The sequence below is a fragment of the Blautia wexlerae genome (assembly GCF_013300825.1).
Classification (GTDB): Bacteria; Bacillota; Clostridia; order Lachnospirales; family Lachnospiraceae; genus Blautia_A; species Blautia_A wexlerae_B.
Genome location: NZ_JAAIMY010000002.1, coordinates 1 through 26,259 on the forward strand (window position 1 = coordinate 1; position 26,259 = coordinate 26,259).

At 42.0% G+C, this 26,259-nt stretch carries 19 protein-coding genes and 2 pseudogenes; 16 read left to right on the forward strand and 5 right to left on the reverse strand.

What is annotated here, in order from left to right; all coding sequences use genetic code 11:
• Window positions 1-212 (forward strand): annotated as a pseudogene (locus tag G4417_RS16765) (IS200/IS605 family accessory protein TnpB-related protein); the annotation flags it as partial.
• Window positions 213-448: 236 nt separating this feature from the next.
• Here G4417_RS16765 and G4417_RS01565 read toward each other — a convergent pair.
• Window positions 449-1,510, reverse strand: a complete 1,062-nt coding sequence (locus G4417_RS01565) for a DUF5067 domain-containing protein (RefSeq protein ID WP_173682401.1) — start codon at window positions 1,508-1,510, stop codon at window positions 449-451.
• A 270-nt stretch (window positions 1,511-1,780) separates the two neighbouring features.
• On the opposite strand from G4417_RS01565, the gene G4417_RS01570 reads away from it, so the two are divergent.
• The 4 genes from G4417_RS01570 to G4417_RS01585 all read left to right on the forward strand — a co-directional run bounded on the left by G4417_RS01570 (window position 1,781) and on the right by G4417_RS01585 (window position 4,073).
• Window positions 1,781-2,704, forward strand: a complete 924-nt coding sequence (locus tag G4417_RS01570) for an alpha/beta fold hydrolase (RefSeq protein ID WP_173682402.1) — start codon at window positions 1,781-1,783, stop codon at window positions 2,702-2,704.
• A 119-nt stretch (window positions 2,705-2,823) separates the two neighbouring features.
• Entirely contained in the window at window positions 2,824-3,009 is a 186-nt protein-coding gene (locus tag G4417_RS01575; protein WP_173682403.1) for a hypothetical protein, read from the forward strand.
• Between the two features lie 90 nt (window positions 3,010-3,099).
• Window positions 3,100-3,567 carry a hypothetical protein gene (locus G4417_RS01580; protein ID WP_173682404.1) on the forward strand — a complete coding sequence of 156 codons (468 nt, stop codon included), beginning with the start codon at window positions 3,100-3,102 and terminating at the stop codon, window positions 3,565-3,567.
• Window positions 3,564-4,073: a VanZ family protein gene (locus tag G4417_RS01585; protein ID WP_117675774.1), complete on the forward strand. Its 510-nt coding sequence runs from the start codon at window positions 3,564-3,566 to the stop codon at window positions 4,071-4,073. Before G4417_RS01580 ends, G4417_RS01585 begins: the two co-directional genes overlap by 4 nt.
• 131 nt (window positions 4,074-4,204) lie before the next feature.
• On the opposite strand, the gene G4417_RS01590 is transcribed toward G4417_RS01585, so the two are convergent.
• Complete coding sequence (locus G4417_RS01590) at window positions 4,205-4,996, reverse strand: sirohydrochlorin cobaltochelatase (protein ID WP_173682405.1); 792 nt, start codon at window positions 4,994-4,996, stop codon at window positions 4,205-4,207.
• Between the two features lie 420 nt (window positions 4,997-5,416).
• Here G4417_RS01590 and G4417_RS01595 point away from each other — a divergent pair, with 420 nt between their 5' ends.
• From G4417_RS01595 to G4417_RS01605, 3 genes are all read left to right on the forward strand, one after another.
• Window positions 5,417-6,526, forward strand: coding sequence for a glycoside hydrolase family 172 protein (locus tag G4417_RS01595; protein ID WP_055053489.1), 1,110 nt, complete (start codon window positions 5,417-5,419; stop codon window positions 6,524-6,526).
• 254 nt (window positions 6,527-6,780) lie between these two features.
• Entirely contained in the window at window positions 6,781-7,716 is a 936-nt protein-coding gene (locus G4417_RS01600; protein ID WP_173682406.1) for an AraC family transcriptional regulator, read from the forward strand.
• A 193-nt stretch (window positions 7,717-7,909) separates the two neighbouring features.
• Window positions 7,910-9,574: an alpha-glucosidase gene (locus G4417_RS01605; protein WP_173682407.1), complete on the forward strand. Its 1,665-nt coding sequence runs from the start codon at window positions 7,910-7,912 to the stop codon at window positions 9,572-9,574.
• A 161-nt stretch (window positions 9,575-9,735) separates the two neighbouring features.
• Here the strand turns inward: G4417_RS01605 and G4417_RS01610 are convergent, their stop codons facing one another.
• Together G4417_RS01610 and G4417_RS01615 are read right to left on the reverse strand one after the other, a co-directional pair.
• The gene (locus G4417_RS01610) at window positions 9,736-10,791 is read right to left on the reverse strand and encodes a LacI family DNA-binding transcriptional regulator (protein WP_173682408.1); all 1,056 of its coding nucleotides are present in this window, start codon (window positions 10,789-10,791) and stop codon (window positions 9,736-9,738) included.
• A gap of 261 nt (window positions 10,792-11,052) precedes the next feature.
• Window positions 11,053-11,541, reverse strand: a pseudogene (locus tag G4417_RS01615) (alpha-amylase family glycosyl hydrolase); the annotation flags it as partial.
• 384 nt (window positions 11,542-11,925) lie between these two features.
• On the opposite strand from G4417_RS01615, the gene G4417_RS01620 reads away from it, so the two are divergent.
• From G4417_RS01620 to G4417_RS01630, 3 genes are all read left to right on the forward strand, one after another.
• Window positions 11,926-12,891 carry a diacylglycerol/lipid kinase family protein gene (locus G4417_RS01620; protein ID WP_173682409.1) on the forward strand — a complete coding sequence of 322 codons (966 nt, stop codon included), beginning with the start codon at window positions 11,926-11,928 and terminating at the stop codon, window positions 12,889-12,891.
• Window positions 12,892-12,942: 51 nt separating this feature from the next.
• Window positions 12,943-13,791, forward strand: coding sequence for a thymidylate synthase (gene thyA / locus G4417_RS01625; RefSeq protein WP_022381165.1), 849 nt, complete (start codon window positions 12,943-12,945; stop codon window positions 13,789-13,791).
• Window positions 13,792-13,895: 104 nt separating this feature from the next.
• Window positions 13,896-14,387: a dihydrofolate reductase gene (locus tag G4417_RS01630; protein WP_173682410.1), complete on the forward strand. Its 492-nt coding sequence runs from the start codon at window positions 13,896-13,898 to the stop codon at window positions 14,385-14,387.
• A gap of 160 nt (window positions 14,388-14,547) precedes the next feature.
• Here the strand turns inward: G4417_RS01630 and G4417_RS01635 are convergent, their stop codons facing one another.
• Window positions 14,548-15,573 carry a branched-chain amino acid aminotransferase gene (locus G4417_RS01635; protein ID WP_008705724.1) on the reverse strand — a complete coding sequence of 342 codons (1,026 nt, stop codon included), beginning with the start codon at window positions 15,571-15,573 and terminating at the stop codon, window positions 14,548-14,550.
• Between the two features lie 346 nt (window positions 15,574-15,919).
• On the opposite strand from G4417_RS01635, the gene G4417_RS01640 reads away from it, so the two are divergent.
• From G4417_RS01640 to G4417_RS01660, 5 genes are all read left to right on the forward strand, one after another.
• A complete protein-coding gene (locus G4417_RS01640; RefSeq protein WP_173682411.1) occupies window positions 15,920-17,212 on the forward strand; it encodes a 5-bromo-4-chloroindolyl phosphate hydrolysis family protein in 1,293 nt (430 codons plus the stop codon).
• Between the two features lie 35 nt (window positions 17,213-17,247).
• Window positions 17,248-18,390 carry a toxic anion resistance protein gene (locus tag G4417_RS01645; protein WP_173682412.1) on the forward strand — a complete coding sequence of 381 codons (1,143 nt, stop codon included), beginning with the start codon at window positions 17,248-17,250 and terminating at the stop codon, window positions 18,388-18,390.
• Between the two features lie 85 nt (window positions 18,391-18,475).
• Entirely contained in the window at window positions 18,476-19,528 is a 1,053-nt protein-coding gene (ispG, locus tag G4417_RS01650) for a flavodoxin-dependent (E)-4-hydroxy-3-methylbut-2-enyl-diphosphate synthase (protein WP_173682413.1), read from the forward strand.
• Between the two features lie 46 nt (window positions 19,529-19,574).
• A complete protein-coding gene (locus tag G4417_RS01655; RefSeq protein ID WP_173682414.1) occupies window positions 19,575-24,065 on the forward strand; it encodes a PolC-type DNA polymerase III in 4,491 nt (1,496 codons plus the stop codon).
• 97 nt (window positions 24,066-24,162) lie between these two features.
• On the forward strand, window positions 24,163-26,118 hold the full coding sequence (locus tag G4417_RS01660) for a fructose-1,6-bisphosphatase (RefSeq protein WP_173682415.1): 1,956 nt from the start codon (window positions 24,163-24,165) through the stop codon (window positions 26,116-26,118).
• Window positions 26,119-26,259: the final 141 nt, after the last annotated feature.

The following is a 26,259-nucleotide window of genomic DNA, read 5'->3' on the forward strand; positions in this document are numbered from 1 at the left end:
CTTTCCAGACAGGAAAACGATATAATTGTGACCTGTCAGCATCCTGTAATATAGGGGCGAGATATTTTATAAGGGAACTTTTAAAACCCCTTCCGGCAACGGAAAGGTCTTTACTGGAGGCAAAAGTCCCTCCTGTAAAGCGTAGAACCTCATGTGTCTATGCAGATCTGAAGAAACTCCATTCAGAAATGGAACTCTTAAAAGCAGCATAGATACAGGCAGATATACAGCGGACTACCTGTAATGTGGGAACCAGCCATATCTGGCATGGAAAAAGCACATAACTGTGCAGACCTAAGTTACAGGCGTATCCGCCGATATTTAGTCTGACGCCTAAAGCGTCCGGAAGCACGTGACTTTAGCCATGTGAGGTTCACTCGCTGTGCATATTTTAACAGAATCAAATAAGTTTCCTGTCTCAATTGAGGATATCTGTCTGACAATCGGATTATTTTACTTTAAGTATCTGTCTGGCAGTTGCATCCTCATCAAAGGAAAATGCCTCCTGTGCCTGAACCGTTACATCACTTTCGTCTGTCAGTGTAAATGCCTGACATACATTAACAGTCTGCCCAGGCTGGATTTCTGCTGTAAAATGATCAATCGCATCATCATTATTTTCAGGAATCGCCGCCTCGCAGGATTCTCCATGTTGGTAGGCTTTTAAGCTGACATCAACCATTGCACTGGATGCAGAGGAAGAATTATTGGTGTAATCATAATAAACCATAATACATGGATTTCCAGCAAAATCTTTGGTAATCGTATGTTTGGTATATTTGATCGTGAATTTCTCTGTTGTGAGATTAAGTGTATCATCTGCAGATGCTGCCGGTGCATTGGAAGAAGAATCTGAAGAATCTTCGTTATCCATAGTGTTGAGGGAATTATTTATTTCCTCTTCAACACTCTTGAAGTTTGCTGACATGATTTTTACCGTCTCATCATCCAGAGAAACAATTTTCCATCCGAAATCTGTTTTGATCACCGGATAGGTGATATCTGTTTCGGAGAATACATCTTTTTCTACTTTCTTTGCCTGTTCACTCAGAATAGAAGCAAGTTTTGCCTGTGTCTCTTCTTCTGTAAGCTGGTTTCCGGCATAAGCGTTGGAAACGATCTGACGGAGAAATTCAGTGATAGTTGCTTTATAAATATTGGTTCCGTCAATGTAAGTGATATGTGCTGTGACAGAGGCTGTACCATTCTGGATATCAAATCTGTTTCTGGTGATCTTATAGGTCATCTTTTTGTTAATTTCTGAGAAGAAATCCGTGTATGCGGCATCGCGGATATCTGCATTGTCCAGTGCTGTGAGATCGCTGCTCTGGATCATGGATTCCATTGTATTGAAGTCCATTTTCTTCATACTGTCAAGAAAATTTTCAACTGCTTTGCGTGGTTGCTGACGCTGATAGAAATAGAAACCTGTACCTCCGCCAATGACGAGAATCAGGATCAGAATGAAAATAATCAGTCCGGTATGCCCTTTTTTATTACTTTTTGTCATATTTCCTCCTGCCTTAGAGCATAACTGCTCTGAAACGTATTATGTTAAAAAGTTTCGATTTTATATCTGCAACAACATTCGTGCAGATGTAATGTTACTGAGAAAGAGTGAACAGTAACGATATAATTGATTATATCAGAATGCGTTGACAATGGCAATTGTCTTACTTATAATCAAAATTATAGGTTGCTGTGAACGGAGAGAATAGTAACATCAGAACGGATAACATAAACAATATTATGAGAAAATACAGAAAGAAGGCGTGGATTTATGAAGTATGAGAGTTCTTTTAAATCAGAAGCAGACGGGCTTGAGATTTCGGTCATGGCACTGATACCGGATAAGAAACCCTATCGTGCAGTTGTACAGCTGGTTCATGGAATGAGTGAGCATAAAGAGAGATATATTCCGTTTATGCAGTATCTGGCAAAACTTGGATATGTGGTGGTGATTCATGATCACAGAGGACATGGAAAAAGTGTAAAATATCAGGATGATCTCGGCTTTACATACGGTGGGGGAGCACAGGCAATGCTTCAGGATATCCGCACAGTGAACAGGAAAATCCATACATACTATCCGGAACTTCCGCTGATCCTGATGGGGCACAGTATGGGCTCACTGGCAGTGAGAGCGTTTGTTGCAGAACATGACAGTTGTGCGGATATGCTGATCGTGTGTGGATCTCCAAGCTACAATACTGCCATGCCGCTGGGAGTTGCCATTGCAAAGACAGAGAAAGCTGTCTTTGGGCCGAGACACAGAAGTAAACTGATAGAAACAATGTCCTTTGGTGCAGGGGCAATGAAATTCCGAAAGGATAAGAGATGCACGGCATGGATCTGTTCAAACCCTGATGTGGCGAAAGAGTATGAGGAATCCGAATTGTGTGGCTTTACTTTTACAGATGACGCATATCTGGCATTATTTGAACTGATGAAACGTGCATATGACGTGGAACATTTTTCCTGTACAAATCCGGATATGCCGGTACTGTTCGTAAGTGGAGCAGAGGACCCGTGTCTGATCAATGTACGCCATTTTGCAAAAACAGTGCGGGCGATGCGTTATGCAGGTTATAAAGATGTAAAAGGAAAGCTGTATCCGGGAATGCGTCATGAAATCCTCAACGAGATCGGAAAAGAGCAGGTTTATCATGACATTACTGTATACATGAGAAAAAAAGGCTTCTGAACGGATGTATAGGATGAATGGGTATCTGGTTAAACTATAATGATCTGTAACTATTTTTTATTTGGTGTTACGAATTCAAAAATCCATTAAGAATTATTTTCAGAGAGGGGAACCGGATATTGGGAAAAAACAAAATTGCACTGTTACTGATAATTGCTTTCAGTCTTAGCTGCGCAGGATGTACGGAGAAAAATCCGGCGGCAGAGCAGGGAGAACTTGTAAAAAATGAAAGACTGTCGGAGAAATCCGACAGTCTTTTTCTGCATTGTGAACTGTATTGCCGGGGTGAAATGAAGAGTAACTAAGACTTTACGTCTGAGAGAAAAAATGGTAAGATAGTCCCATCTGTGAAGGTATTGAACAGTTGCAAATTGTATAAATAAGGGGAGGTTTTTATGGAGAAAAACGAATATGAAGAACTGCAGGAACAGAATCCGGCAGAGATTCAGCAGAAAGATATGCAGGAAATTGCAAAAAGTGAGGAAAAAGAACAGAAATCTTCCAACGGAAGATTTCTGCTCTGGACTCTGGCAGGAATTTATCTTTTATATACAGGTTACAGTCTCTGTAAGGGATTTATAACAGGTGCAGAAGGCACAGGTATGGGATTTATGCTTGCCGGGATTGCATTTGCTGTGATCGGTGTTGGTCTGCTGTTTCTCAGCATTAAGAATATGCTTTCAGAAGAGAAGCTTAAAAAGGCAAAAATAGCGAAAAATGCGGCGATGGAAGCTGCCGCAGGCGGAGAACTGAAGAAAGAAACTGCATCCGGACAGCATAAATCTATGAGTATTGCTGAGAGAGCTAATCTGGTTAAAGAATTGGAAGGCGAAGAGGAAGACGGGGAAAACGAAGAAGAATGAAAATTTTGATCACATTGCTGAAGCCTCTTTCTTTTTTGCCGGCACTGCTGATGATGTACATTATTTTTTCATTTTCAGCCCAGCCGGGCGAGGTATCAGGGAATCTGAGTTATCAGATAAGCTATGAAATTGTGGAGACGAAGAGTGAGCTTTTATCAGAAAATCTAAGCAGTGAAGAGATTGCTTATAAGGCAGACGGAATTCACTACTATGTGAGAAAAGCGGCACATATGACAGAGTATTTTCTGCTGGCTATTGCGATTTCTTTTCCGCTATATGTGTATGGAGTAAGAGGAATCTGGCTGATGATTCTTGCGGGAATTGTCTGTGTGGGATTTGCAGGACTGGATGAGTACCATCAGTCTTTTGTGGATGCACGTACACCAGCGGTAAAAGATGTGGGGATAGACAGTATGGGGGCATTTATCGGAATACTTCTTGTTCAGGCATTTTGCTGGTCCGTATTGAATAATCCCAATAAAAAGAAGAAAAAACGAAATCGCTGAACAGGCGGGGAGAAAAAGTACATATTAAAAAAGATGGAAAAACAAAAAGGGGCCGTCGCATTAATAAAAGATTTAATGCAACAGCTCCTTTTAATCTGATTACAGTAGTAGTATAAATCAGAGAATATTGTTCATAGTCTGTCCAGTCCGGCTCTGGTATGGCGGATAAAAATATCTCTGATCGCCTGGATCTCGCCAAGACCTTTCAGAGTACATTTGACAGAATATCCTTCCTTTTCCAGAATGCTTTTCCAGGAGTCATCGTCTTCGCCGGACATATCATTGGTGGCATGATCGCCTGCAACGATCATGAAAGGTGCCAGATGAATATGATCCGGGTGGAAATTTTTCAATTCATCCAGAAAACTTTCGATGGAGAAATTCCCTTCAACTGTACCCATATGCATATTGGAATAGCCGAAATGCTCAAACAGCTTATCCATTTCGGGATAGAGTTCATTGGCAACATGTTCTGTTCCATGTCCCATAAATAAGAGAATTTCATCAGGATCAGGGTGATATTCCTGTGCCATAGCCTGACAGACCTCTTCTTTGTCCTGTTTTGTAACCATCAGAGAATCACAGATAATGACAGAATCGAAGTCCTTTTTATGTGCAAGAACCTTTTCTTTCATAGCATCACTCTCAAATCCGGTGATCACATAGGTTGGCTGTACAATTACATTTCGAATTCCGTCCGCTTTCAGCTGGGTCATTGCCTCATCAATATCCATAATGTGGATCCCGTCCCGCTTCCGGAGTTTGGCGCGGATACGGGGACTTGTCCATGCGCGGTATAACGGATATTCCGGAAATGCATGATGCAGGTCAGATTCAATCTGTTCAATTGTTTTTTTTCGTGTTTCTTCATAACTTGTACCGAAGCTGATAACAAGAATTGCTGTTTTTTCAGTTACCCCCATTTTAAATCTCCTTATAATAAGTATATTGGCATTTACCACAACTGCCACTGACAGGTTTTCCGCAAAACAGATGTAGTGGCGGTAAAAGGTAATTGACTGCGCACTCATATAAAAAAGATGTCATGATAATAGACATTGTTTTTTATTATACAGGGAGTTATAGGGAAACACAAGTAAAAGCTATAGCAATCCTCTTAAATGTATTATTTACAAGGATTGCTATAAGTTACAGGCGTATCCGCTGATATTCAGTCTGACGCCTAAAGCGTCTGGAAGTACGCGAATTCAGTCGTGTGAGGTTTACAAACAGATTATGGATGGTATATAATGGCAGGTGAAGTAAAAGCATAAGCAGACCAGAAACGGAATGTTTTTTGGGTGTTAATGTCATATTATTAAAAATATCAGGGAGGAAAAACTATGTATCAGTCATTTAAAGGTGGACTTGGTGGAATTGCTCTGGCAAAACATGGAAGAAGCCGTGCAATTAATGCAGAGAATCCACACGGAGAAAAAGGTAAAGGCGGAATGGCAGCGAGCCATCTGGGACCGTCCAGAAAAGGAAGTCCCTGCCTGAATGATATTGAGCCGGGTGCAACTGTAACTCTTGCAGAGATGGAAGGTCCGGGAGAAATCAATCATATCTGGATTACAGTGGATAACAAGACAACAGATGCAGATTGTTTTGTATTAAGGGATCTGGTTATCCGTATGTACTGGGATGATGAAGAGTATCCATCTGTAGAAAGTCCGCTCGGAGACTTCTTCTGCTGTGGATTTGGCAGAGAATGCATCGTAAATTCTGTACCGATGGCAGTAGTGCCAAACAGAGGATTTAACTGCTATTTCCCAATGCCGTTTAAAAAGAAAGCGAAGATTACATTAGAGAATCAGCATGCAAATAAAATTCCGGCATTTTTCTATCAGGTAGATTATTGTCTGTATGATGAACTTCCGGAAGATATCACTTATTTCCATGCACAGTGGAAAAGGGAGCGCCTGACAGAGAAACAGAAAGATTACACAATTCTCGATGGTGTAAAAGGAAAAGGGCATTATGTAGGAACTTATATTGCTCTGACAACACTGGAACGTTACTGGTGGGGAGAAGGCGAAGTAAAATTCTATATTGACGGAGATGACGAATATCCGACAATCTGCGGAACTGGTTCTGAAGATTATTTCGGAGGCTCCTGGAGTTTTGCAAAACAGGTAGACGGCAAGACTGTGGAACAAAATTATAATACACCATATCTGGGCTATCCGTATTATTCTGCTCATGATGAACTGATCCACAACTTCTATCATAATGATGACTGCCCTCCAATGAGAGGATTCTATCGTTGGCATATTCAGGATCCAATTTGCTTTGATGAGGATCTGCGTGTGACGATCCAGCAGATTGGTGTTGGATACAGAGGATTATTTGAGCGTCAGGATGACGTGGCAAGTGTTGCGTACTGGTATCAGACACATCCTCATGCACCGTTCGCACCATTGATGTCAAAAGAAGACAGATGGCCAAGATAAAACAGAGCTTTTTTGAACAGGCACAAAAATGTATAGACATTTATTATAAGTAAAAATATCCTGTATTGTTATAGATTAATATGATACCTCTGAAACAGATATGGTGAACAGCCAAAATCTGTTTCAGAGGTATTTTTATGTCGGGCAGGGCTGCTGTTTTTGACCGCAAAAAAATTTATATACATGCAAATAAGTTGCAGAAAAAAACAAAAGTCTTATAATGTAAAAATAACAAACAACAGGAGGCTTACTTCATGCAGAATCAACAGCCATCAACTTTAAAGGAAATACGTGTCCATGGCACGCAGGACTTTCCCTGTGCATTTTACCAGACAGGAACAAGGATAAAAGGGAATATGGTGAAACACCACTGGCATGAAGAAGTAGAACTGCTTTATTTCTCGGGTGGAGAGTTCTGTCTGGAAGTAAATATGGAACGTTTTAACATTTCAGAGGAATGTTTTTATTTTATTAATCCCGGGGAACTGCACAGTATTTCTGTTGAAAAAAACGGCGGCTGTGTGGAAAATGCGGTGGTTTTTCATATGGATATGCTAAGCTCTGCATATGCTTTGGATCAGATTCAGACGAATCTGATCCAGCCGGCACAAAATGGCAGTATCCAGTTTCCGAGGTGTCTGCGAAAGAATGAACCGGCATTTGAACCGGTAAGAAAATCTTATGAAGAAATCCGTAATGTATTTGGCGGAGATTCTTTTCGGGAGAATTATTATGACGGCGAGGCGGTTACGGATGATATCACCCGGCAGTTGTTTATCAAATCAGCGTTGCTTCGGATTCTGGCAGTTCTGTCTGCGAATAATCTGTTTGAGGTAACGGAGAAGAATCATGACCACAGGATTGAGACGATCAAGACAACACTGACTTACATACAGGAGAACTACAAAGAGAAAATTTATATACGTGACCTTGCAGGACTGATCGGGATGAATGAGCAGTATTTCTGCAGATTTTTCAAGAAGGTGATCGGGCGTTCGCCTATGGAATATGTGAATGAGTACAGGATAAAAAAAGCTATTCATTATCTGAAGGAGTCTGGCCTTACAGTTACGGAAATCTGTCTGGAATGCGGATATAATAATCTGGGAAATTTCCTGAGAGAGTTCAGAAAATATACGTCAACAACGCCGTTACAGTACCGCAGACATTCATTAAAAGAAACACAGTAAATAAGAATACCGGTAATATAAAAAGTCAAAATTTTGTATTTTTTTATCAAAAAAAGATAAGACAGAAGCCTTGGATTCTGATATAATTGCCATAAATAAAAAAGAGACCTTAGGCGCTAAAGGTAAGAGGTATAATACTGGGGACAAAGCAGACAATAGCGCCGGTTAATAAAAACACAGGAGGATTTTTACAATGGTAAAGAAATGGTGGAATGAAAAGGTTGCTTATCAGATTTACCCGAAGAGTTTTTATGATACCAATGGAGACGGAATTGGAGATCTGAGAGGTGTTATTGAGAAGCTTGATTATCTGAAAGATCTGGGAGTTGATATCATTTGGCTTTCCCCCTGCTACCGTTCTCCGTTAGCTGACCAGGGATATGATATTTCAGATTATTATGATATTGATCCTCGCTTCGGAACCATGGCAGATATGGATGAACTGATTGCTGAGGCTAAGAAGAGAGATATGTACATTCTGATGGATCTTGTTGTAAACCATTGTTCTGATGAACATGAATGGTTTAAAAAAGCATGTGAGGATCCGGATGGTAAATATGGTAATTTCTTCTATCTGCGTGACAAGAAAGAAGGAGAACTTCCAACTAACTGGCGTTCTTATTTCGGCGGATCTGTATGGGAAGATCTTCCAGGAACAAATAAACAGTATCTGCATGTTTTCCATAAGAAACAGCCTGATCTGAACTGGGAGAACCCGGAAGTAAGGGAAGAAGTTTATAAGAATATCAATTGGTGGCTGGATAAAGGTCTTGGCGGATTCCGTATTGATGCGATTATCAATATCAAGAAAGCACTTCCGATGCATGATTATGAGCCGGATCGTGAAGACGGTCTTTGCAGTATCAGGAAGATGCTGAAAGAAGCGAAGGGAATCGGCGACTTCCTTGGCGAGATGAGAGACCGTACATTTAAGAAATACGATGCATTCTCTGTCGGCGAAGTTTTCGATGAGAAGGATGAAGAGATTCCGGATTTCATTGGTGATAATGGATATTTCTCCAGTATGTTTGACTTCGAAGAGACTATCTGGGGTGCATCTGACAAGGGATGGTATGACTGCAAACAGATTACTCCGGATGCTTACAAGAAATGTTGCTTTACAACACAGAGAAAAATTGGTGATATCGGATTTGTTTCCAATATTATTGAAAATCATGACGAGCCGCGTGGTGTCAGCAGATATATCCCGGAAGGTGACTGCTGTGACGCAAGTAAGAAGATGCTTGGCGGTCTGAACTTTATGCTTCGCGGACTTCCTTTTATCTATCAGGGACAGGAACTTGGTATGGAGAATGTGAAGTTTGAATCTATTGATCAGGTAGATGATATTTCCAGTCTGGATGAGTATAAGGTAGCTCTGGAAGCAGGATGTACACCTGAGGAAGCACTGAAAGCTGTTTCCAGATTCAGCCGCGATAATGCCAGAACACCGATGCAGTGGACAGATGGTGAGAATGCAGGATTTACAACAGGTAAACCATGGCTGAAGGTTAATGCGAATTATACAAAGATCAATGCAGAGAGCCAGATGAATGATCCGGAATCTGTGAGAAGTTTCTATAAGAAACTTATTGCACTGCGTAAGAATCCGGAATACAAAGAGACTGTTGTTTACGGAGAACTGGAACCAGTATGGGAAGATGTACACAATCTGATGGCATACTATCGTAAAGGGGATAAGAATCTTCTTGTAGTTGGTAATTATCAGAAAGAGCCACAGACCATTGAACTTGCAGGAGAGTGCAGGAAGGTTCTGATCAATAACTATGACAAGGTAGCTATGGATGGAAATAAGATTGAACTGCAGGGTTATCAGTTCCTTGTTATTGAGATGTAGCAGAAGAAAAAAGAACGGAAATTCAGGTATGATATGTACCTGGATTTTCGTTCTTTTTGTATCTATGAATTATAGCAATCTTCTATAGCAATCCTCGTAAATAATGCATTTAAGACAGTTCATCAGAGCGTGAAATCCTGCGACAGATATCCCTGAGTGCTTTATAAAGCTGAACTGTCATCGGAAGAATCATCTTCAGGGGGATTCAGAAGCTTTACGCTGTCACGTACTACAAGTCTGACCGGAAGAGAAAGGTTCGTTGTTTTTGGATTCCAGCCATCAATCATTTTGAACAGATATTCTGCGGCAATGGTTCCGCGCGGAAAGATATCCTGGTGAATAGTGGTAAGTGAAGGACATGAAAGCTGTGCATACAGATTGTCGTCAAATCCGGTGATGGAGAGATCTTCCGGAAAGCGGATTCCCTTTTCTTTGAGATATTTCATCAGGGTAACTGCGTAATAATCGGAACAGCACATAAAGGCAGTGAACTTGTGTGCGACTGCATAAATCTCCTCCATACTTCCCTGGCGTTCATATTTGGAAGGGCGGATCACAATCAGATTATCCAGATCAATATCCAGTCCGTATTCCTGAAGCGCCCGCTGATGGCCGGTGTATCGGATATAGTCTACACCTTCCATATTGTCGGCAAGAAAGGCGATTTTTCTGTGACCGCAGTCAAGAAGATACTTTGTCATCAGGTATCCGCCCTGTTCATCATCCAGACCGATGTTAACGTATCTGGCAATATTTTTTGGAGTGTAACTGTCGATAAGGACAGCAGGCTTTTTGTATTTACTTCTGATCTTGAGATAATCGTCGTGGAGCATACCGATGAGGATCAGTCCTTCTGTGTTCCAGCTCACTACGTTGCGCACGATTTCATCAATATCTTCAGAAGTATAAAGCATCATATAATAGCCCTGTTCACGAATAGAAGCTTCCAGAGCTCCCAGCAATTCGCCGTGAAATGGATCTGTGAAGATATTGTCGTATTTCTCCTTTCTCCTTTTTAATACAATTCCGATGAGTCTGGAATGATTCTGTGCGAGATTTTTTGCATTCATATTTGGGATGTAATCATATTCGTCCAGAAGTTTCTGAACCTTCTCAGCAGTTTTCTGAGAAACTTCGCTGGTTTTTCCATTAATGACATTTGACACTGTGGTGGTACTGATTCCCAGCATCTCTGCCATTTTTTTAATTGTTATCATATGAGATTCACCTCAATACAAAAATATATGAATATATTATCACATTGGGACATAAAAATGCAAGTGTTGCACAAAAAAGTTTGAATAAAATAAAAGAAAATTGTAACTGTTGCTCATAAGTCGTTTGGGAGAGAGCGATAATAATTAAAAAATGCAAAATATAAGGCTGTCGTCAAAAAATATCTGACAACAGCCCTGCACGGAATATTATTTCTGGATTACGATTGCTTCGTAAGGTCTGAGAGTGATTTTTGGGTTTGCTTTTGCATCACTGTCAACATCCATATGCTCGAACTGGAATACCATGTTCAGCTCTTTTTCATCGCTTCTTGCATATTTCTTTGCCTCTTCCAGAGTAACACCTGAGCATTCGCCTACAGTAATTGTGTCAGCATTATTCAGTGCTTTCTGACGCATTTCCTGAAGATATTCATGTACATGAGGACCGTTTGCGGATACATTGAAGGTTGCATAGCCGTTAATTCCAGGTTCTTTGTCAGGAAGCCCCGGCTCTTTGGAGATCGGCTGTTTTCTGGAGAACAGGCGCAGGAAATACATATCTGTTGTCTTGTCATATTCCCATGCAGGACCGGAGAAGCAGGAACCCCAGTTGTTTGGAAGGCTTCCGTCTTCTTTTGCAGGACGCCAGATGTAGTAATCTCTGTAAGGGTTGTCTGTGGATTTGCGGCTCTCGATGAACCATTTGTGTTCATCAGAGGTATGGTTTACAACTAGGTCCACCATCTTTTTTCCATTGTAAAGACCTCCTGATAATATTATATTCTGATACGTTTGATTTGAATGAGAATTATGTGAGCTGACTATAGCAATCTTTTCAATATGCATTATTTATGAGGATTGCTATAAATATCTGTTGCTCCTGATACTCTTGAATTTGTGTATAGTTATATTGTATAAATATATAATAAATACTTTATGGAGAAAATGCTTTCGATATTTTGATGGATTTATATATTATTTTGACTTTTTGACAAAATCATAGAATTGTAACGAAAGAGGATTTCGCAGTTTCGAAGTCTTGTATGTGATGGGTAAATATTGTATAGTATAGGTATTGGTATTTATAACGAGATAGAAGAAACGGCAGAAAATATAATATATGAGTGAGGAAGAATGAGAAGGATACAGATTATTGTAAATAATGGAGCTGGGACAGGACAGGCGCACAGGGTATGGAAGGAGACACAGCGCCTGCTTCGGGGATACAAAATAAAATATGAAGCCCATATGACCAGATATGAAGGGCATGCTGCGAAACTGGCTGAGCAGATTTCCCGGGTGAAGGGTGAAGAGCCGGTCTATCTGCTGGTGGTTGGGGGAGACGGTACGATCAACGAAGTCCTGAATGGTATTACTGACTTTGATAAGGTACGTTTTGGCGTGATCCCCACTGGTTCAGGGAATGATTTTGGAAGAAATCTGAAACTGCCGAAAACACCGAAGGAGAGCCTGAGGGAAATCTGTGCCTGTATCAGAAAGGATCAGAGAGGTGAAGCACTTTACAGGATAGATCTGGGGCAGGTAAGCTGGGAAGGCTGTGAGAAGCCGCGGATTTTTGGAATCAGTTCCGGCCTGGGACTGGATGCACTTGTGTGTAAAAAAGCACTTCATTCCAGACTGAAACAGGTTTTAAACCGTTTCCATCTGGGTAAGCTTACATATCTTGCATTGACGGTGCAGTCTCTTTTTACCATGGAGACAGCCAATGCAAAGGTGGTGACAGAACATGGAGGCTATATTCTTCCGAAGATGATCTTTGCGGCAGCTATGAATCTGCCGGCAGAAGGCGGAGGGGTTCCTATGGCACCTCATGCATCGGTGCAGGACGGTCTGCTCTCGCTTGGCAGTGCATCCGGAATCGCCAAATGGCAGACTTTTTTCCTGCTTCCGTTTCTGGTTGCTGCAAAGCAGGAGCATATTAATGGTTTTACTATCAGAAATGAAAAAGGATTTCGCCTGATCCTGGATAAGCCAATGGTGCTCCATGCAGACGGAGAGTACTGTGCAGATGTGACGAGAGTGGAATTTCGGTGTCTGGAGAAGAAACTGTGGCTGCTGCATGAGCAGAAAGGGGATTAAAGTAAGACCTGAAACAATATAAAAAACAGAAAAACAGGAGTGTAAAGAAAAATGAGTTACGCAGATGATGTATTTATAAAAATGTGTCAGGATATCCTGGAAAACGGGACAAGTACGGAAGGAGAAAAAGTCCGCCCTGTATGGGAGGATGGAACTCCGGCATATACGATCAAGAAATTCGGAGTGGTAAACAGATATGATCTGAGAAAGGAATTTCCGGCTATGACACTCAGACGTACAGCGTTAAAGAGTGCCATGGATGAGATCCTCTGGATCTGGCAGAAGAAATCCAACAATATCCATGATCTTCACAGCCATATCTGGGACAGCTGGGCAGATGAGAGTGGTTCTATCGGTAAGGCATATGGGTATCAGCTTGGCGTGAAACATCAGTACAAAGAAGGAATGATGGATCAGGTAGACAGAGTGATCTATGATCTGAAAAATAATCCGTTCAGCCGAAGAATTATGACCAATATTTATGTGCATCAGGATCTCCATGAGATGAATCTGTATCCCTGTGCATATTCCATGACATTTAATGTGACACAGACACCGGGGAACGATAAGCTGACTCTGAATGCAATCCTCAATCAGCGTTCACAGGATATCCTCGCAGCGAATAACTGGAATGTATGTCAGTATGCACTTCTGCTTATGATGATGGCTCAGGTATGTGATATGGAAGCAGGGGAATTGCTTCATGTAGTGGCAGACTGCCATATCTATGACCGTCATATCCCGCTGATAAAGGAACTGATCCAGAGAAAACCATATCCTGCACCTGTTGTGAAACTGAATCCGGAAGTGAAGGATTTCTATCAGTTTACAACAGATGACCTGATTGTGGAGAATTATGAGACATGGCCGCAGATTAAAAATATTCCGATTGCCGTTTAACCAAACTGTAGAGCAATTATCTGGTTATGAGCAAGTAGCGAATGCGGATGATTTTGTTCGCCTGACTTAAATTGACAATATAGAATCAAGAGAGGAAAATTCAAATGAATGTTATCGTAGCAGCAGATAAAAACTGGGGGATCGGCAAGAACAACCAGCTTCTGGTAAGTATTCCGGCAGATATGAAGATGTTTCGCGAGGAAACAAGTGGAAAAGTAGTAGTGATGGGAAGAAAAACTCTGGAAAGTTTTCCAAACGGACTTCCGCTTAAAAACAGGATCAATATTGTGATCACATCCAATAAAGAATATGAGGTAAAGGGTGCGGTCATAGTGCACAGCATTGAAGAAGCGCTGGAAGAGATAAAGAAATATCCGGCAGAAGATGTTTACTGCATAGGTGGTGACAGCATTTATGCGCAGATGCTTCCGTATTGTGACGTAGCTCATGTGACAAAGATTGACTTTGCATATGAAGCAGACAGTCATTTCCCAAATCTGGACGAAGATGATGAATGGGAAATTACGGGAGAGAGCGATGAGCAGACATACTTTGATCTGGAGTATCAGTTTGTGAAGTATGAGAGAAAGAAATAGAAGGAACAAAGCAGAGCCGGAAAGCCAGTGATGTAAAAGAAAAAATATCCCTCAGAATGTGTTTAAACTGATTCTGAGGGATGTCTTTGTATAGTGGTGTTGAACAGCAACAATTCTTCTGATGTTGAAAATCGTTAACTGCCTAGCAGTCAGCTGTTATTTATTCAATAACTTTCAGCCATCCTTCCGGAGCCTGGATACGTCCCATCTGGATACCTGTTAATGTGTCATAGAGTTTCTGGATAACCGGACCCATTTTCTCCATTCCGCTTGGGAAGCAGATTTCTTTGCCATGGTCAACAATCTTTCCGACAGGAGAGATAACTGCAGCAGTACCGCAGAGACCACATTCAGCGAAATCTTTCACTTCATCGAAGTATATTTCTCTTTCCTCAGCTTCTAATCCCAAGTATTCCTTGGCAACATAGATTAAGGAACGACGTGTGATGGAAGGAAGGATACTGTTGGACTTCGGTGTGACAACTTTGCCGTCTTTTGTAACGAAGATGAAGTTAGCACCGCCTGTTTCTTCTACCTTGGTACGTGTAGCTGCATCAAGATACATGTTCTCATCGAATCCGTTCTTGTGAGCATCTACGATTGCATGTAAGCTCATTGCATAGTTAAGACCTGCTTTGATATGGCCTGTTCCATGAGGTGCAGCGCGGTCGAAATCACTGACGCGGATTGTGATTGGTTTAGCACCGCCTTTGAAGTATGGTCCTACAGGTGTAGTGAATACACGGAACATATACTCATCAGCAGGTTTTACACCGATAACCGGGTTAGTACCCATCATATATGGACGAACATATAAAGTTGCGCCTGAACCGTATGGCGGAACATATGCTGCGTTAGCTTTTACAGTCTGAACAATTGCATCAACAAAACGGTCTTCCGGGAATACAGGCATCTCAAGTCTCTTTGCTGAGTTTGCCATACGTTCTGCATTTAAGTCAGGACGGAAAGTAACGATATGTCCGTCTTCTGTAGTGTAAGCCTTCATTCCTTCGAAAACTGTCTGCGCATACTGGAAAACACCTGCACATTCGTTCAGTGTTACATTAGGATCTGTTGTCAGTTCTCCGGCATCCCATGCGCCGTCTTTGAATTTAGATACATAACGATAATCGGTCTGTACGTAACCGAAGCCTAAGCTGCTCCAGTCGATATTCTTTTTTTCCATAATGAATCTTTCCTCCGTTCACACATATTTACAGTATTTACAAGTGTGATTACTGTTTATCTCTTTACCATTGTAAAACTTTTGTCTGCTAAGTTCAATGGGAAATTTCCAATTTTAATGAAAAGTTGAAAAATCGTTACTGTTCACATATCCTATCCCGCGAGGTGTATTGGCATGAATATGCTGAAATCCCGAGACATACAAGCCAAAATTCTACTGCCGCAGGCAATCTGGAATGAATTTTGGCTATGTTACTGTGAACGGAGTGAACAGTAACAAAAAATCCGCCAGTCTTGTTTTTTATAGAGGATTTCGCTATAATATGGAATAGAAAATGGAGGAAAATATGAGCGAGAATTTTGATGAATTAGGAGAACTTGGAGATAAAATAAAAAAGATCATAGACACAGCAGTTTCTACTAAAGATTACCGCCAGATGACCGAGGATATTAAGCAGACGGTGGGACAGACTGTTAACAGTGCAGTAAATTCTGCTGTAGATTCCGGGAGCGAGGCAATCAAAAATGGTCTGAATAATGTATTTGGAACCGGAAACAGTCAGTCCGGTGATTCCGGGGTATACCGCAATAAAACAAAAGAATTTGAAGAAAAGCGCAGGCGTGAACAGGAGCAGGAACGTCAGAGGATTGAGAAGGAGAAAGCAAAAGAGAAGATGCTGACTCTTTATGAAAGGAACACCGGGGGAAGAATGAAAGGTATGATGATTGCTGTTTCAGGTGGAATCCTTGCCAGTGGAATGGGACTGGGAACTCTGGTCCTTAGCATCTTTGGCGCGGTGGGACATATGAGTTCCCTTGTGACCGGTGGAACCTGTTTTATGGCAGTCGGAGCTTTGACAGGAGTGGGACTTCTCGCAGGCGGCATTAAAAAATTGGGTAAACTGGAACGTTTTCAGAAGTATATTGACACACTGGGAAATCACACATACTGTAATTTTGAACAATTATCTGCAGCAGTAAATAAGCCGGTGAAATTTGTTAAAAAAGATATTAAAAAGATGATTGATGACAGATGGTTCCGTCAGGGACATATTGATGAGCAGGAAACCTGTCTGATCACCAGTAATGAGACTTATCTGCAATATACGCAGACGCAGAAGGCACTTGAGCAGAAGAAACAGGAAGAAGAGAAATGTCAGGCTGAACAGGAGAGAAACAGAAAGAACACACCGCCTGAAGTGCAGGAAGTGCTGGATAAAGGAAATGAATTTCTGGATAAGATCCACAGGAGCAACGATGCGATTCCTGGAGTGGAGATTTCTGCAAAAATATCCAGAATGGAACTGATTGTGGAGAAGATTTTTGAACGGGCGCAGAAGCATCCGGAGATTATTCCGGATCTGAAGAAACTGATGAATTATTATCTGCCCATGACAGTAAAGTTGCTGGATGCATATGAAGAAATGGATCAGCAGCCTGTGCAGGGAGAGAATATCCAGGCATCCAAAAAGGAGATAGAGGATACGCTGGATACACTGAATCAGGCATTTGAAAAACTTCTGGATTCTGTCTTTCAGGATACTGCGTGGGATGTTTCAAGTGATATTTCAGTGCTTCATACGCTGCTTGCACAGGAAGGTCTGACAGATGATGATTTTGCAAAAATGAAAAAGAACTGAAAATAAAAAAAGGATAAAAAGGAGCGGCAGAGGACATGGGAAACGAATTTAAAGATTTTGAAATGGAAACACCATCATTAACACTGGAGCCGGATCTTGGAGAGTTTGCAAAGAAAGAAGAAGTGATCCCCAAAAAGCAGCCACAGAAGGAAGAGGAAGCGCCTGTACTGACACCGGAAGAACAGAAAATAGTAAATGATTTTGCTGCAAAGATTGATATTGAGAATACTAACCAGATCCTTCAGTATGGTGCAGGAACCCAGAAAAAAATGGCCGACTTTTCTGATACAGCTCTTGAGAATGTAAAGACACAGGATCTCGGTGAAATTGGAGAACTGATCAGTAATGTTGTGGGAGAACTGAAAGATTTTGATGTACAGGAGGAGGGAAAATTCTTTGGATTTTTCAGAAAGCAGACTTCTAAGATTGAAAATCTGAAAAACAAATATGACAAAGCACAAGTCAATGTGGAGAAGATTACAGATTCTCTTCAGCAACATCAGGTGCGCCTTATGAAAGATTCTGCCATGCTGGACAAGATGTATGAACAGAACCTGAATTATTTTAAAGAACTTACCATGTATATCCTTGCCGGAAAAAAGAAACTGGAAGAAACCAGAAACGGAAAGCTTGCAGAAATGAAAAATAAGGCAGCTCTGAGCGGGCTTCCCGAAGACGCGCAGGCAGCCAGAGACCTGGATGAGAAATGCAGCAGATTTGAAAAGAAACTGCATGATCTGGAACTTACCCGTACGATTGCCATGCAGACCGCGCCTCAGATCCGGCTGATCCAGAATAATGATACGGTAATGGTTGAGAAAATACAGACAACGATCGTAAACACAATTCCATTATGGAAGAGTCAGATGGTGCTTGCTCTGGGAATTGCTCATTCTGCAGAAGCAGCACAGGCACAGAGACAGGTAACAGATATCACCAATGAACTTCTCAGAAAGAATGCAGAGACACTTCATATGGCAACGGTTGAGACAGCGAAAGAATCAGAGCGTGGAATAGTTGACCTTGAAACACTCCAGAAGACAAATGCAGATTTGATCCAGACGCTGGATGATGTGATGCGGATCCAGATGGAAGGCCGTCAGAAGAGACAGGCAGCAGAGATGGAAATGCACCACATGGAAGAAGAACTGAAGAGAAAACTTCTGGAAATCAGATAACTGTTCAGCAGTACACATAAATTAATCAAACTGTAAAGCGGATTGTGAATATCCGTTTGATACCAAATGAGAGAAGAGGAAAATTATGTACAGAGATCATACAAAAGTGATTCAGATCGGAGACAGAAAGATTGGCGGTGGCAACCCGATTTTAATCCAGTCCATGACAAATACAAAAACTGAAGATGTAGAACAGACAGTAGCTCAGATTCTGGCACTGGAGCAGGCAGGCTGTGATATTATCCGTTGCGCAGTACCGACTATGGAAGCTGCAAAAGCACTGAAGGAAATCAAAAAAAAGATCCATATACCACTTGTGGCAGATATTCATTTTGATTATCGTCTTGCTATTGCAGCCATGGAAAACGGTGCAGACAAAATCCGGATTAATCCCGGAAATATCGGCAGTACAGAGCGTATCAAAGCAGTGGTTGATGTGGCAAAAGAACGTGGAATTCCCATTCGTGTTGGTGTAAACAGCGGTTCTCTTGAGAAAGAACTTGTGGAGAAATATCAAGGAGTCACTGCAGAGGGACTGGTGGAGAGTGCGCTGGATAAAGTTCATATCATTGAAGACCTGGGATATGATAATCTGGTGATCAGTATCAAATCTTCTGATGTTCTTATGTGTGCAAAGGCTCATGAACTGATTGCGGAAAAGACGAATTATCCACTTCATGTAGGAATCACAGAAGCCGGAACTCTTTATTCCGGAAACATTAAATCTGCTATCGGGCTAGGAATCATCCTGAATCAGGGAATCGGTGATACTATTCGTGTCTCTCTTACAGGAGCACCTTTAGAAGAGATTAAATCAGCAAAACGTATTCTGAAAACCCTGGGACTTCGAAAAGGTGGCATAGAAGTTGTATCATGTCCAACCTGCGGACGTACACAGATCGATCTGATCGGTCTTGCAAATAAAGTAGAAACCATGGTGCAGGATATCCCACTTGATATTAAAGTAGCAGTTATGGGCTGTGTGGTAAACGGACCCGGAGAAGCAAAAGAAGCAGATATCGGAATTGCAGGCGGAGTTGGTGTGGGACTTCTGATCAAACATGGTGAGATCATAAAGAAAGTTCCGGAAGATCAGCTTCTGGATACTTTGCGGGAGGAACTTCTGAACTGGAAGTAACATTTGGAACGAAGACTTCCTGTCAGATCAACGAGGAGATTTTATTTTGGAAAAAGACTTTTTTGACGTATTTCCCAGCTTAAAAGTGAAGAAAGAACTGGAAGAGCTGCTGGACATGGTTCTTGTGACCAGAGTGTCCTGCAATCCTTCCAGAACTCATATATGGGTGTATATAAAAAGTGAACGCTGGATTCATAAGAAGCATATTTTTGCATTGGAAGAACAGATAGAGAGACAGATTTTTGCCGGGCTGAGTGTGACAGTTACAGTTATTGAGAAATTCCGCCTTTCCGGTCAGTACAATCCTCAGAACTTTCTGGAAACTTACAGATCCAGCATGGAACTGGAACTGCGTAGCTACAATATGCTGGAATACAATATGTTCAGACAGGCGCAGATTTCTTTTCCCGGAGAAAATGATCTTCATATGATCCTTCCTGATTCTGTAATAGCCAGAGAAAAGAGCGGGATCCTGATCGAATATCTGCAGAAGGTTTTCTGCGAAAGATGCGGAATGGACTTAAAGGTGGAACTTGAGTTCAGGGAGACGCAGGAAAGTAAGTATCGTAAGAATGCAGCAGTGCAGATCGCTCAGGAAGTGGAAAATGTAATCCGTCATGCGAAATTAAACAGTAAGAATGAAGAGCCGGCTCAGTCTGAAGAAGCAGGAACAGCAGAGAAGAAAGCAGAGAAAAAGACTGATAAGGGACAGCAGGAAAAGAAGGACAAAAAAGCTGCATTTGCAGACCGCAAAGACAACAGGAAGGGAGATTTCCGGGGTGGATTCAGAAGGGACAGCAATCCGGATGTTATCTATGGAAGAGATTTTGAAGGAGAGCCTGTTGCACTTGAGACGATTACCGGTGAGATGGGTGAGGTGATCGTCCGCGGACAGGTTATGGAGGTAGAAGCCAGAGAAATCCGTAATGAAAAAACAATTCTTATCTTCCCGATCACAGACTTTACGGACAGTATTGTTGTGAAGATGTTTTTGCGCAATGAACAGGTGCCGGAAGTGACAGAACATGTAAAGAAGGGGGCTTTTCTGAAGTTTCGCGGTGTGACAACCGTAGACCGTTTTGACAGTGAACTGACTATTGCATCCATAGCCGGGATTAAGAAAATTGCCAATTTTACAACTGCCAGAGTAGATACCAGCCCACAGAAAAGAGTAGAGCTTCACTGTCATACAAAGATGAGTGATATGGATGGGGTTACGGATGCCAAATCTCTGGTGAAACGTGCTTATGAGTGGGGACATCCTGCCATTGCGATTACAGACCATGGGGTTGTACAGGCGTTTCCGGAGGCCAATCACTGTTTCGATGCCTGGGGCGGATGTGTGCCGAAAGATTCTGATTTTAAAGTTCTTTATGGAATGGAAGGCTATCTGGTAGATGATTTAAAAGGTATGGTGACCAATGGAAAAGGTCAGAAGCTGAACGGCAGATTCGTGGTCTTTGACATTGAGACAACAGGTTTCTCTTCACTGACCTGTCAGATCATAGAGATTGGTGCCGTACTGGTAGAAAACGGAGAGATTACAGACCGTTTTTCCACATTTGTAAATCCAAAGGTACCGATTCCTTTTCGTATTGAACAACTGACCAGTATCAATGACAGTATGGTCATGGATGCCCCGACTATCGAGGAAGTGCTTCCGAAATTCCTTGAATTCAGCAAGGGCGCGGTTATGGTTGCGCACAATGCGGATTTTGATATGGGATTTATTATGAAAAACTGTGACAGACTGGGAATTGAACATGATTTTACTTATGTAGATACAGTGGGTATGGCCCGTTTCCTGCTTCCTGCACTGAACAGATTTAAGCTGGATACAGTAGCAAAAGCAGTTGGTGTTTCTCTGGAAAATCATCACCGGGCAGTAGATGATGCTGCATGTACTGCGGAGATTTTTGTGAAATTTGTAAAGATGCTGGAAGAGCGTGATATCCGGGATGTGGATATGCTGAATGAACAGGGAGCTGTCTCTGTAAATACTATCAGGAAACTGCCGACCTACCACGTGATCATTTTTGCCAGAAATGAGACAGGACGTATTAATCTGTATAAATTAGTGAGCCAGTCGCACCTGAAGTATTATCACAGACGTCCACGTGTTCCCAAAAGTGTGCTGGAGCAGTACAGAGACGGACTTCTAGTGGGAAGTGCCTGTGAAGCAGGGGAACTGTATCAGGCAATTCTGAGAAATGCACCGGATCCGGAGATAGCCAGACTGGTAAATTTCTATGATTATCTGGAAATTCAGCCTGTTGGAAATAACAGATTTATGATAGCAGATGATAAGCATGATATGATCAGTTCCGAAGAAGACCTGAAGGAGATAAACAGGAAGATCGTTAAGCTTGGAGAGCAGTTTAAGAAACCGGTAGTTGCAACCTGTGATGTGCATTTCATGGATCCACAGGATGAGATTTACAGAAGGATCATTATGGCCGGAAACGGATTCTCAGATGCAGATGAGCAGGCACCGCTGTATTTACGTACCACAGAGGAAATGCTGGAAGAATTTGCCTATCTGGGAAGCGAGAAAGCAGAAGAAGTTGTCATTACAAATACAAATAAGATCGCAGATATGATTGAGAAGATATCACCTATTCATCCGGACAAATTCCCGCCGGTCATTGAGAATTCCGACCAGGATCTGAAGAATATCTGTTTTACAAAAGCGCATGAAATGTATGGAGATCCATTGCCGGAGATTGTGGAAAGCAGGCTTGACAGGGAACTGAATTCAATCATTTCCAATGGGTATGCCGTAATGTATATCATTGCACAGAAGCTTGTATGGAAGTCAAATGAAGATGGTTATCTGGTAGGTTCGCGAGGTTCTGTAGGATCTTCTCTGGCAGCTACCATGTCCGGTATCACAGAGGTAAATCCTCTGCCGCCGCATTATCTCTGTCCTAATCCGGACTGCAAATACAGTGATTTTGATTCACCGGAAGTAAAGCAGTATGCAGGTATGGCGGGGTGTGATATGCCGGATAAGATCTGTCCGAAATGTGGAACCAGGATGAAAAAAGAAGGGTTTGACATTCCTTTTGAGACATTCCTTGGATTCAAGGGAGATAAGGAACCGGATATTGACCTTAACTTTTCAGGAGAGTATCAGGCTAATGCACACAGATATACAGAGGTTATTTTTGGTAAGGGGCAGACATTCAAGGCAGGGACTATCGGTACGCTTGCGGAGAAAACTGCATTTGGTTATGTGAAGAATTATTTTGAAGAGCGTGGTGTGCATAAACGTTACTGTGAGATCAACCGCATCGTACAGGGATGTACAGGCGTGCGGCGTACAACAGGACAGCATCCGGGAGGCATTATCGTACTTCCTGTAGGTGAGGAGATTGAGAAATTTACTCCTGTCCAGCACCCTGCGAATGATGTGAACAGTGACATTATCACCACACATTTTGATTATCATTCTATTGACGGAAACCTGCTGAAGCTTGATATACTTGGACACGATGATCCCACTATGATCCGAATGCTGGAGGATTTAACAGGAATCAGTGCCAGGGATGTCCCCCTGGATCAGAGGGATGTCATGTCATTGTTTGCAAGTACAAAGGCTTTGAAAATTGAACCGGAAGATATTGGCGGATGTAAGCTCGGATGTCTGGGAATCCCGGAATTTGGTACAGATTTCGCCATGCAGATGCTTATTGACACCAAGCCGAAATACTTCTCTGACCTGATCCGTATTGCAGGGCTTTCTCATGGTACGGATGTATGGCTGGGTAATGCCCAGGTGTTGATCCAGGAGGGTAAGGCAACTATTTCCACAGCTATCTGTACCCGAGACGATATTATGATCTACCTTATCGGAAAAGGAGTAGAAAGTGGCCTGGCGTTTACGATCATGGAGAGTGTCCGTAAGGGAAAAGGTCTTCGCGATGAATGGATAGAAACCATGAAAGAGCATGGAGTTCCGGACTGGTATATCTGGTCCTGTAAACTGATCAAGTATATGTTTCCGAAGGCTCATGCAGCTGCATATGTTATGATGGCGTACAGAATTGCGTGGTATAAGGTGTTTCAGCCACTGGCATATTATGCGGCATATTTCAGTATCCGCGCCACAGCGTTCTCCTATGAGATGATGTGTATGGGAAAGGAACGTCTGGAGTATTATATGGCAGAAATCCGCAAAAAAGGTGATTCAGCATCTAAAAAAGAACTGGATACCCTGAAGGATATGCGTATTGTACAGGAAATGTACGCACGTGGATTTGAATTTGTACCGATTGATCTTTATACTGCCAAGGCACAGAGATTTCAGATCGTGGATGGGAAACTGATGCCGTCACTTGCAACTATTGACGGACTGGGAGATAAGGCGGCAGATGCAGTGGTCGATGCTGCAAAACAGGGAAAATTCTTGTCAAAAGACGACTTCCGCGACAGAACAAAGGTCAGCAAAACGGTTATTGATCTGATGGATGATCTGAAATTATTCGGAGATATCCCGCAGTCGAACCAGATGTCATTATTTGACTTTACAGGATGAGCATAAATTCTGTGACCGCAAAGTGTGTTGCAGGGCATGGTGCAGACAGCAACATAAAATGCCCTGACATCATAATATATGATAACAGGAGATGGATATGAAGAAAGACGAACTTAGATATTTACAGAGACTTGCAGAAATTTATCCTACAATCGGAAAGGCATCTACGGAGATTATCAATCTTCAGTCAATCCTGAATCTGCCGAAGGGAACGGAACACTTTATGTCAGACCTTCATGGGGAGTATCAGGCGTTTTCACATGTGCTCAGAAATGGTTCCGGTGCAGTGAGGAAGAAGATTGATGATGTGTTTGGACATACATTAAGTAACAATGATAAGCGTTCTCTGGCAACTCTGATCTATTATCCGAAAGAGAAGATGGATCTTGTCAAAGATACAGAAGAAGATATGGAAAACTGGTATAAGATCACTCTCTACCGTCTTATTGAAATCTGTAAGACAACAGCCTCCAAATATACCAGATCCAAAGTACGAAAAGCTCTTCCTGCAGATTATGCCTATGTGATCGAAGAACTGATCACAGAGAAAGCGGAAGTTCTCGATAAAGAGGCATATTATGATTCTATTGTAAATACGATCATTGAGATTGGCAGTGCGGAGAATTTTATCATTGCGCTTGCAGAACTGATCCAGCGCCTGGTCGTAGATCATTTACATATTCTGGGTGATATTTATGACAGAGGTCCTGCACCGCATTTCATTATGGATCGTCTGATGCAGTATCACTCCCTGGATATTCAGTGGGGAAACCATGATGTTGTCTGGATGGGCGCGGCAGCAGGACAGAAAGCCTGTATTGCAACAGTGGTAAGAAACAGCATCCGTTACGGAAATCTGGATATTCTTGAGGATGGATACGGAATCAATATGCTGCCGCTGGCGACCTTTGTGATGGAGGCGTATAAGGATGATCCCTGCGAGATTTTTGCCATGAAAGGTGCTTCCAATTATAATGTTCTTGAGGAAGAACTGGGCAAAAAAATGCACAAGGCTATTGCTGTGATCCAGTTTAAATTAGAAGGTAAACTGGTGCGCAGACATAAAGAATTCCAGATGGAAGACAGAGCACTTCTTCATCGGATCAATCCGGAAAAAGGGACAATCACACTACCTGACGGAAAGGAATATCCGCTTCGCGACAATAATTTTCCGACTATTGACTGGAAACATCCATACGAACTTACAGCCGGAGAGAAAGAAGTTATGGACAAATTGTCCTCTGCATTCAGAAACTGTGAAAAGCTGCAAAACCACATCCGTCTCCTACTTGACAAAGGTGGGCTTTATACAGTATATAACGGAAATCTTCTGTTTCATGGAAGCATTCCTCTGAATGAAGACGGAACATTCCGGGAAGTACAGATTTATGGAAAAAGCTACAAGGGAAAAGAACTGTACGATGTACTGGAAACCTATGTGCGCAGAGCATTCTATTCTGTAGGAAAAGAAGAACAGAAGAAGGGCAGAGATATTATGTGGTATATCTGGGCTGCTCCGAATTCACCATTGTTTGGCAAGAGCAAGATGAGTACTTTTGAAAGATATTTCATAGAGGATCCTTCTACACATGAAGAGAAGAAGAATGCTTATTACCGCCTCTGGGAAAATGAAGAAGTGGTAGATAATATGCTTCGTGAATTTGGGCTGGATCCGGAAAAGGGGCATATCATCAATGGTCATGTTCCGGTACATCAGAGCGAAGGAGAGAGCCCTGTAAAATGTGATGGAAAGGTTATCGTGATTGACGGTGGTTTTTCCAAGCCATATCAGAAAGTAACGGGAATTGCCGGATATACGCTGATCTATAATTCTTATGGACTGAATCTTACGGCTCATGAACCGTTTACGTCCAAAGCAGATGCTGTGGCAAAAGAGACAGATATCGTATCAAACCGCGTGGCAGTCAGCTACATGTCCAGACGCCAGCTTGTGGGTGATACAGACACAGGACATGCACTGAAAGAGAGAATACAGGAATTGATTCAACTGCTGGATGCGTACAGAACAGGTATCATCAAGGAAAAGAAATAAGATTAAAACTCTTTACTTCTAAATTTTCATTCTATATAATGAGAGTGTTGTGTGATATAACTGTTTTTACAGCAATTCGGCAGAATAAGAACTGTTATAGTGAAGGAAAACGTTATGAAACGGGCTATAGTAATCTTTTTA

Bases quoted from the DNA above. Each gene is read 5' to 3' on its own strand.
- G4417_RS01565 (WP_173682401.1), bottom strand. From the start codon at position 1,510: ATGACAAAAAGTAATAAAAAAGGGCATACCGGACTGATTATTTTCATT.
- G4417_RS01570 (WP_173682402.1), top strand. From the start codon at position 1,781: ATGAAGTATGAGAGTTCTTTTAAATCAGAAGCAGACGGGCTTGAGATT.
- G4417_RS01580 (WP_173682404.1), top strand. From the start codon at position 3,100: ATGGAGAAAAACGAATATGAAGAACTGCAGGAACAGAATCCGGCAGAG.
- G4417_RS01585 (WP_117675774.1), top strand. From the start codon at position 3,564: ATGAAAATTTTGATCACATTGCTGAAGCCTCTTTCTTTTTTGCCGGCA.
- G4417_RS01590 (WP_173682405.1), bottom strand. From the start codon at position 4,996: ATGGGGGTAACTGAAAAAACAGCAATTCTTGTTATCAGCTTCGGTACA.
- G4417_RS01595 (WP_055053489.1), top strand. From the start codon at position 5,417: ATGTATCAGTCATTTAAAGGTGGACTTGGTGGAATTGCTCTGGCAAAA.
- G4417_RS01600 (WP_173682406.1), top strand. From the start codon at position 6,781: ATGCAGAATCAACAGCCATCAACTTTAAAGGAAATACGTGTCCATGGC.
- G4417_RS01605 (WP_173682407.1), top strand. From the start codon at position 7,910: ATGGTAAAGAAATGGTGGAATGAAAAGGTTGCTTATCAGATTTACCCG.
- G4417_RS01610 (WP_173682408.1), bottom strand. From the start codon at position 10,791: ATGATAACAATTAAAAAAATGGCAGAGATGCTGGGAATCAGTACCACC.
- G4417_RS01620 (WP_173682409.1), top strand. From the start codon at position 11,926: ATGAGAAGGATACAGATTATTGTAAATAATGGAGCTGGGACAGGACAG.
- thyA (WP_022381165.1), top strand. From the start codon at position 12,943: ATGAGTTACGCAGATGATGTATTTATAAAAATGTGTCAGGATATCCTG.
- G4417_RS01630 (WP_173682410.1), top strand. From the start codon at position 13,896: ATGAATGTTATCGTAGCAGCAGATAAAAACTGGGGGATCGGCAAGAAC.
- G4417_RS01635 (WP_008705724.1), bottom strand. From the start codon at position 15,573: ATGGAAAAAAAGAATATCGACTGGAGCAGCTTAGGCTTCGGTTACGTA.
- G4417_RS01640 (WP_173682411.1), top strand. From the start codon at position 15,920: ATGAGCGAGAATTTTGATGAATTAGGAGAACTTGGAGATAAAATAAAA.
- G4417_RS01645 (WP_173682412.1), top strand. From the start codon at position 17,248: ATGGGAAACGAATTTAAAGATTTTGAAATGGAAACACCATCATTAACA.
- ispG (WP_173682413.1), top strand. From the start codon at position 18,476: ATGTACAGAGATCATACAAAAGTGATTCAGATCGGAGACAGAAAGATT.
- G4417_RS01660 (WP_173682415.1), top strand. From the start codon at position 24,163: ATGAAGAAAGACGAACTTAGATATTTACAGAGACTTGCAGAAATTTAT.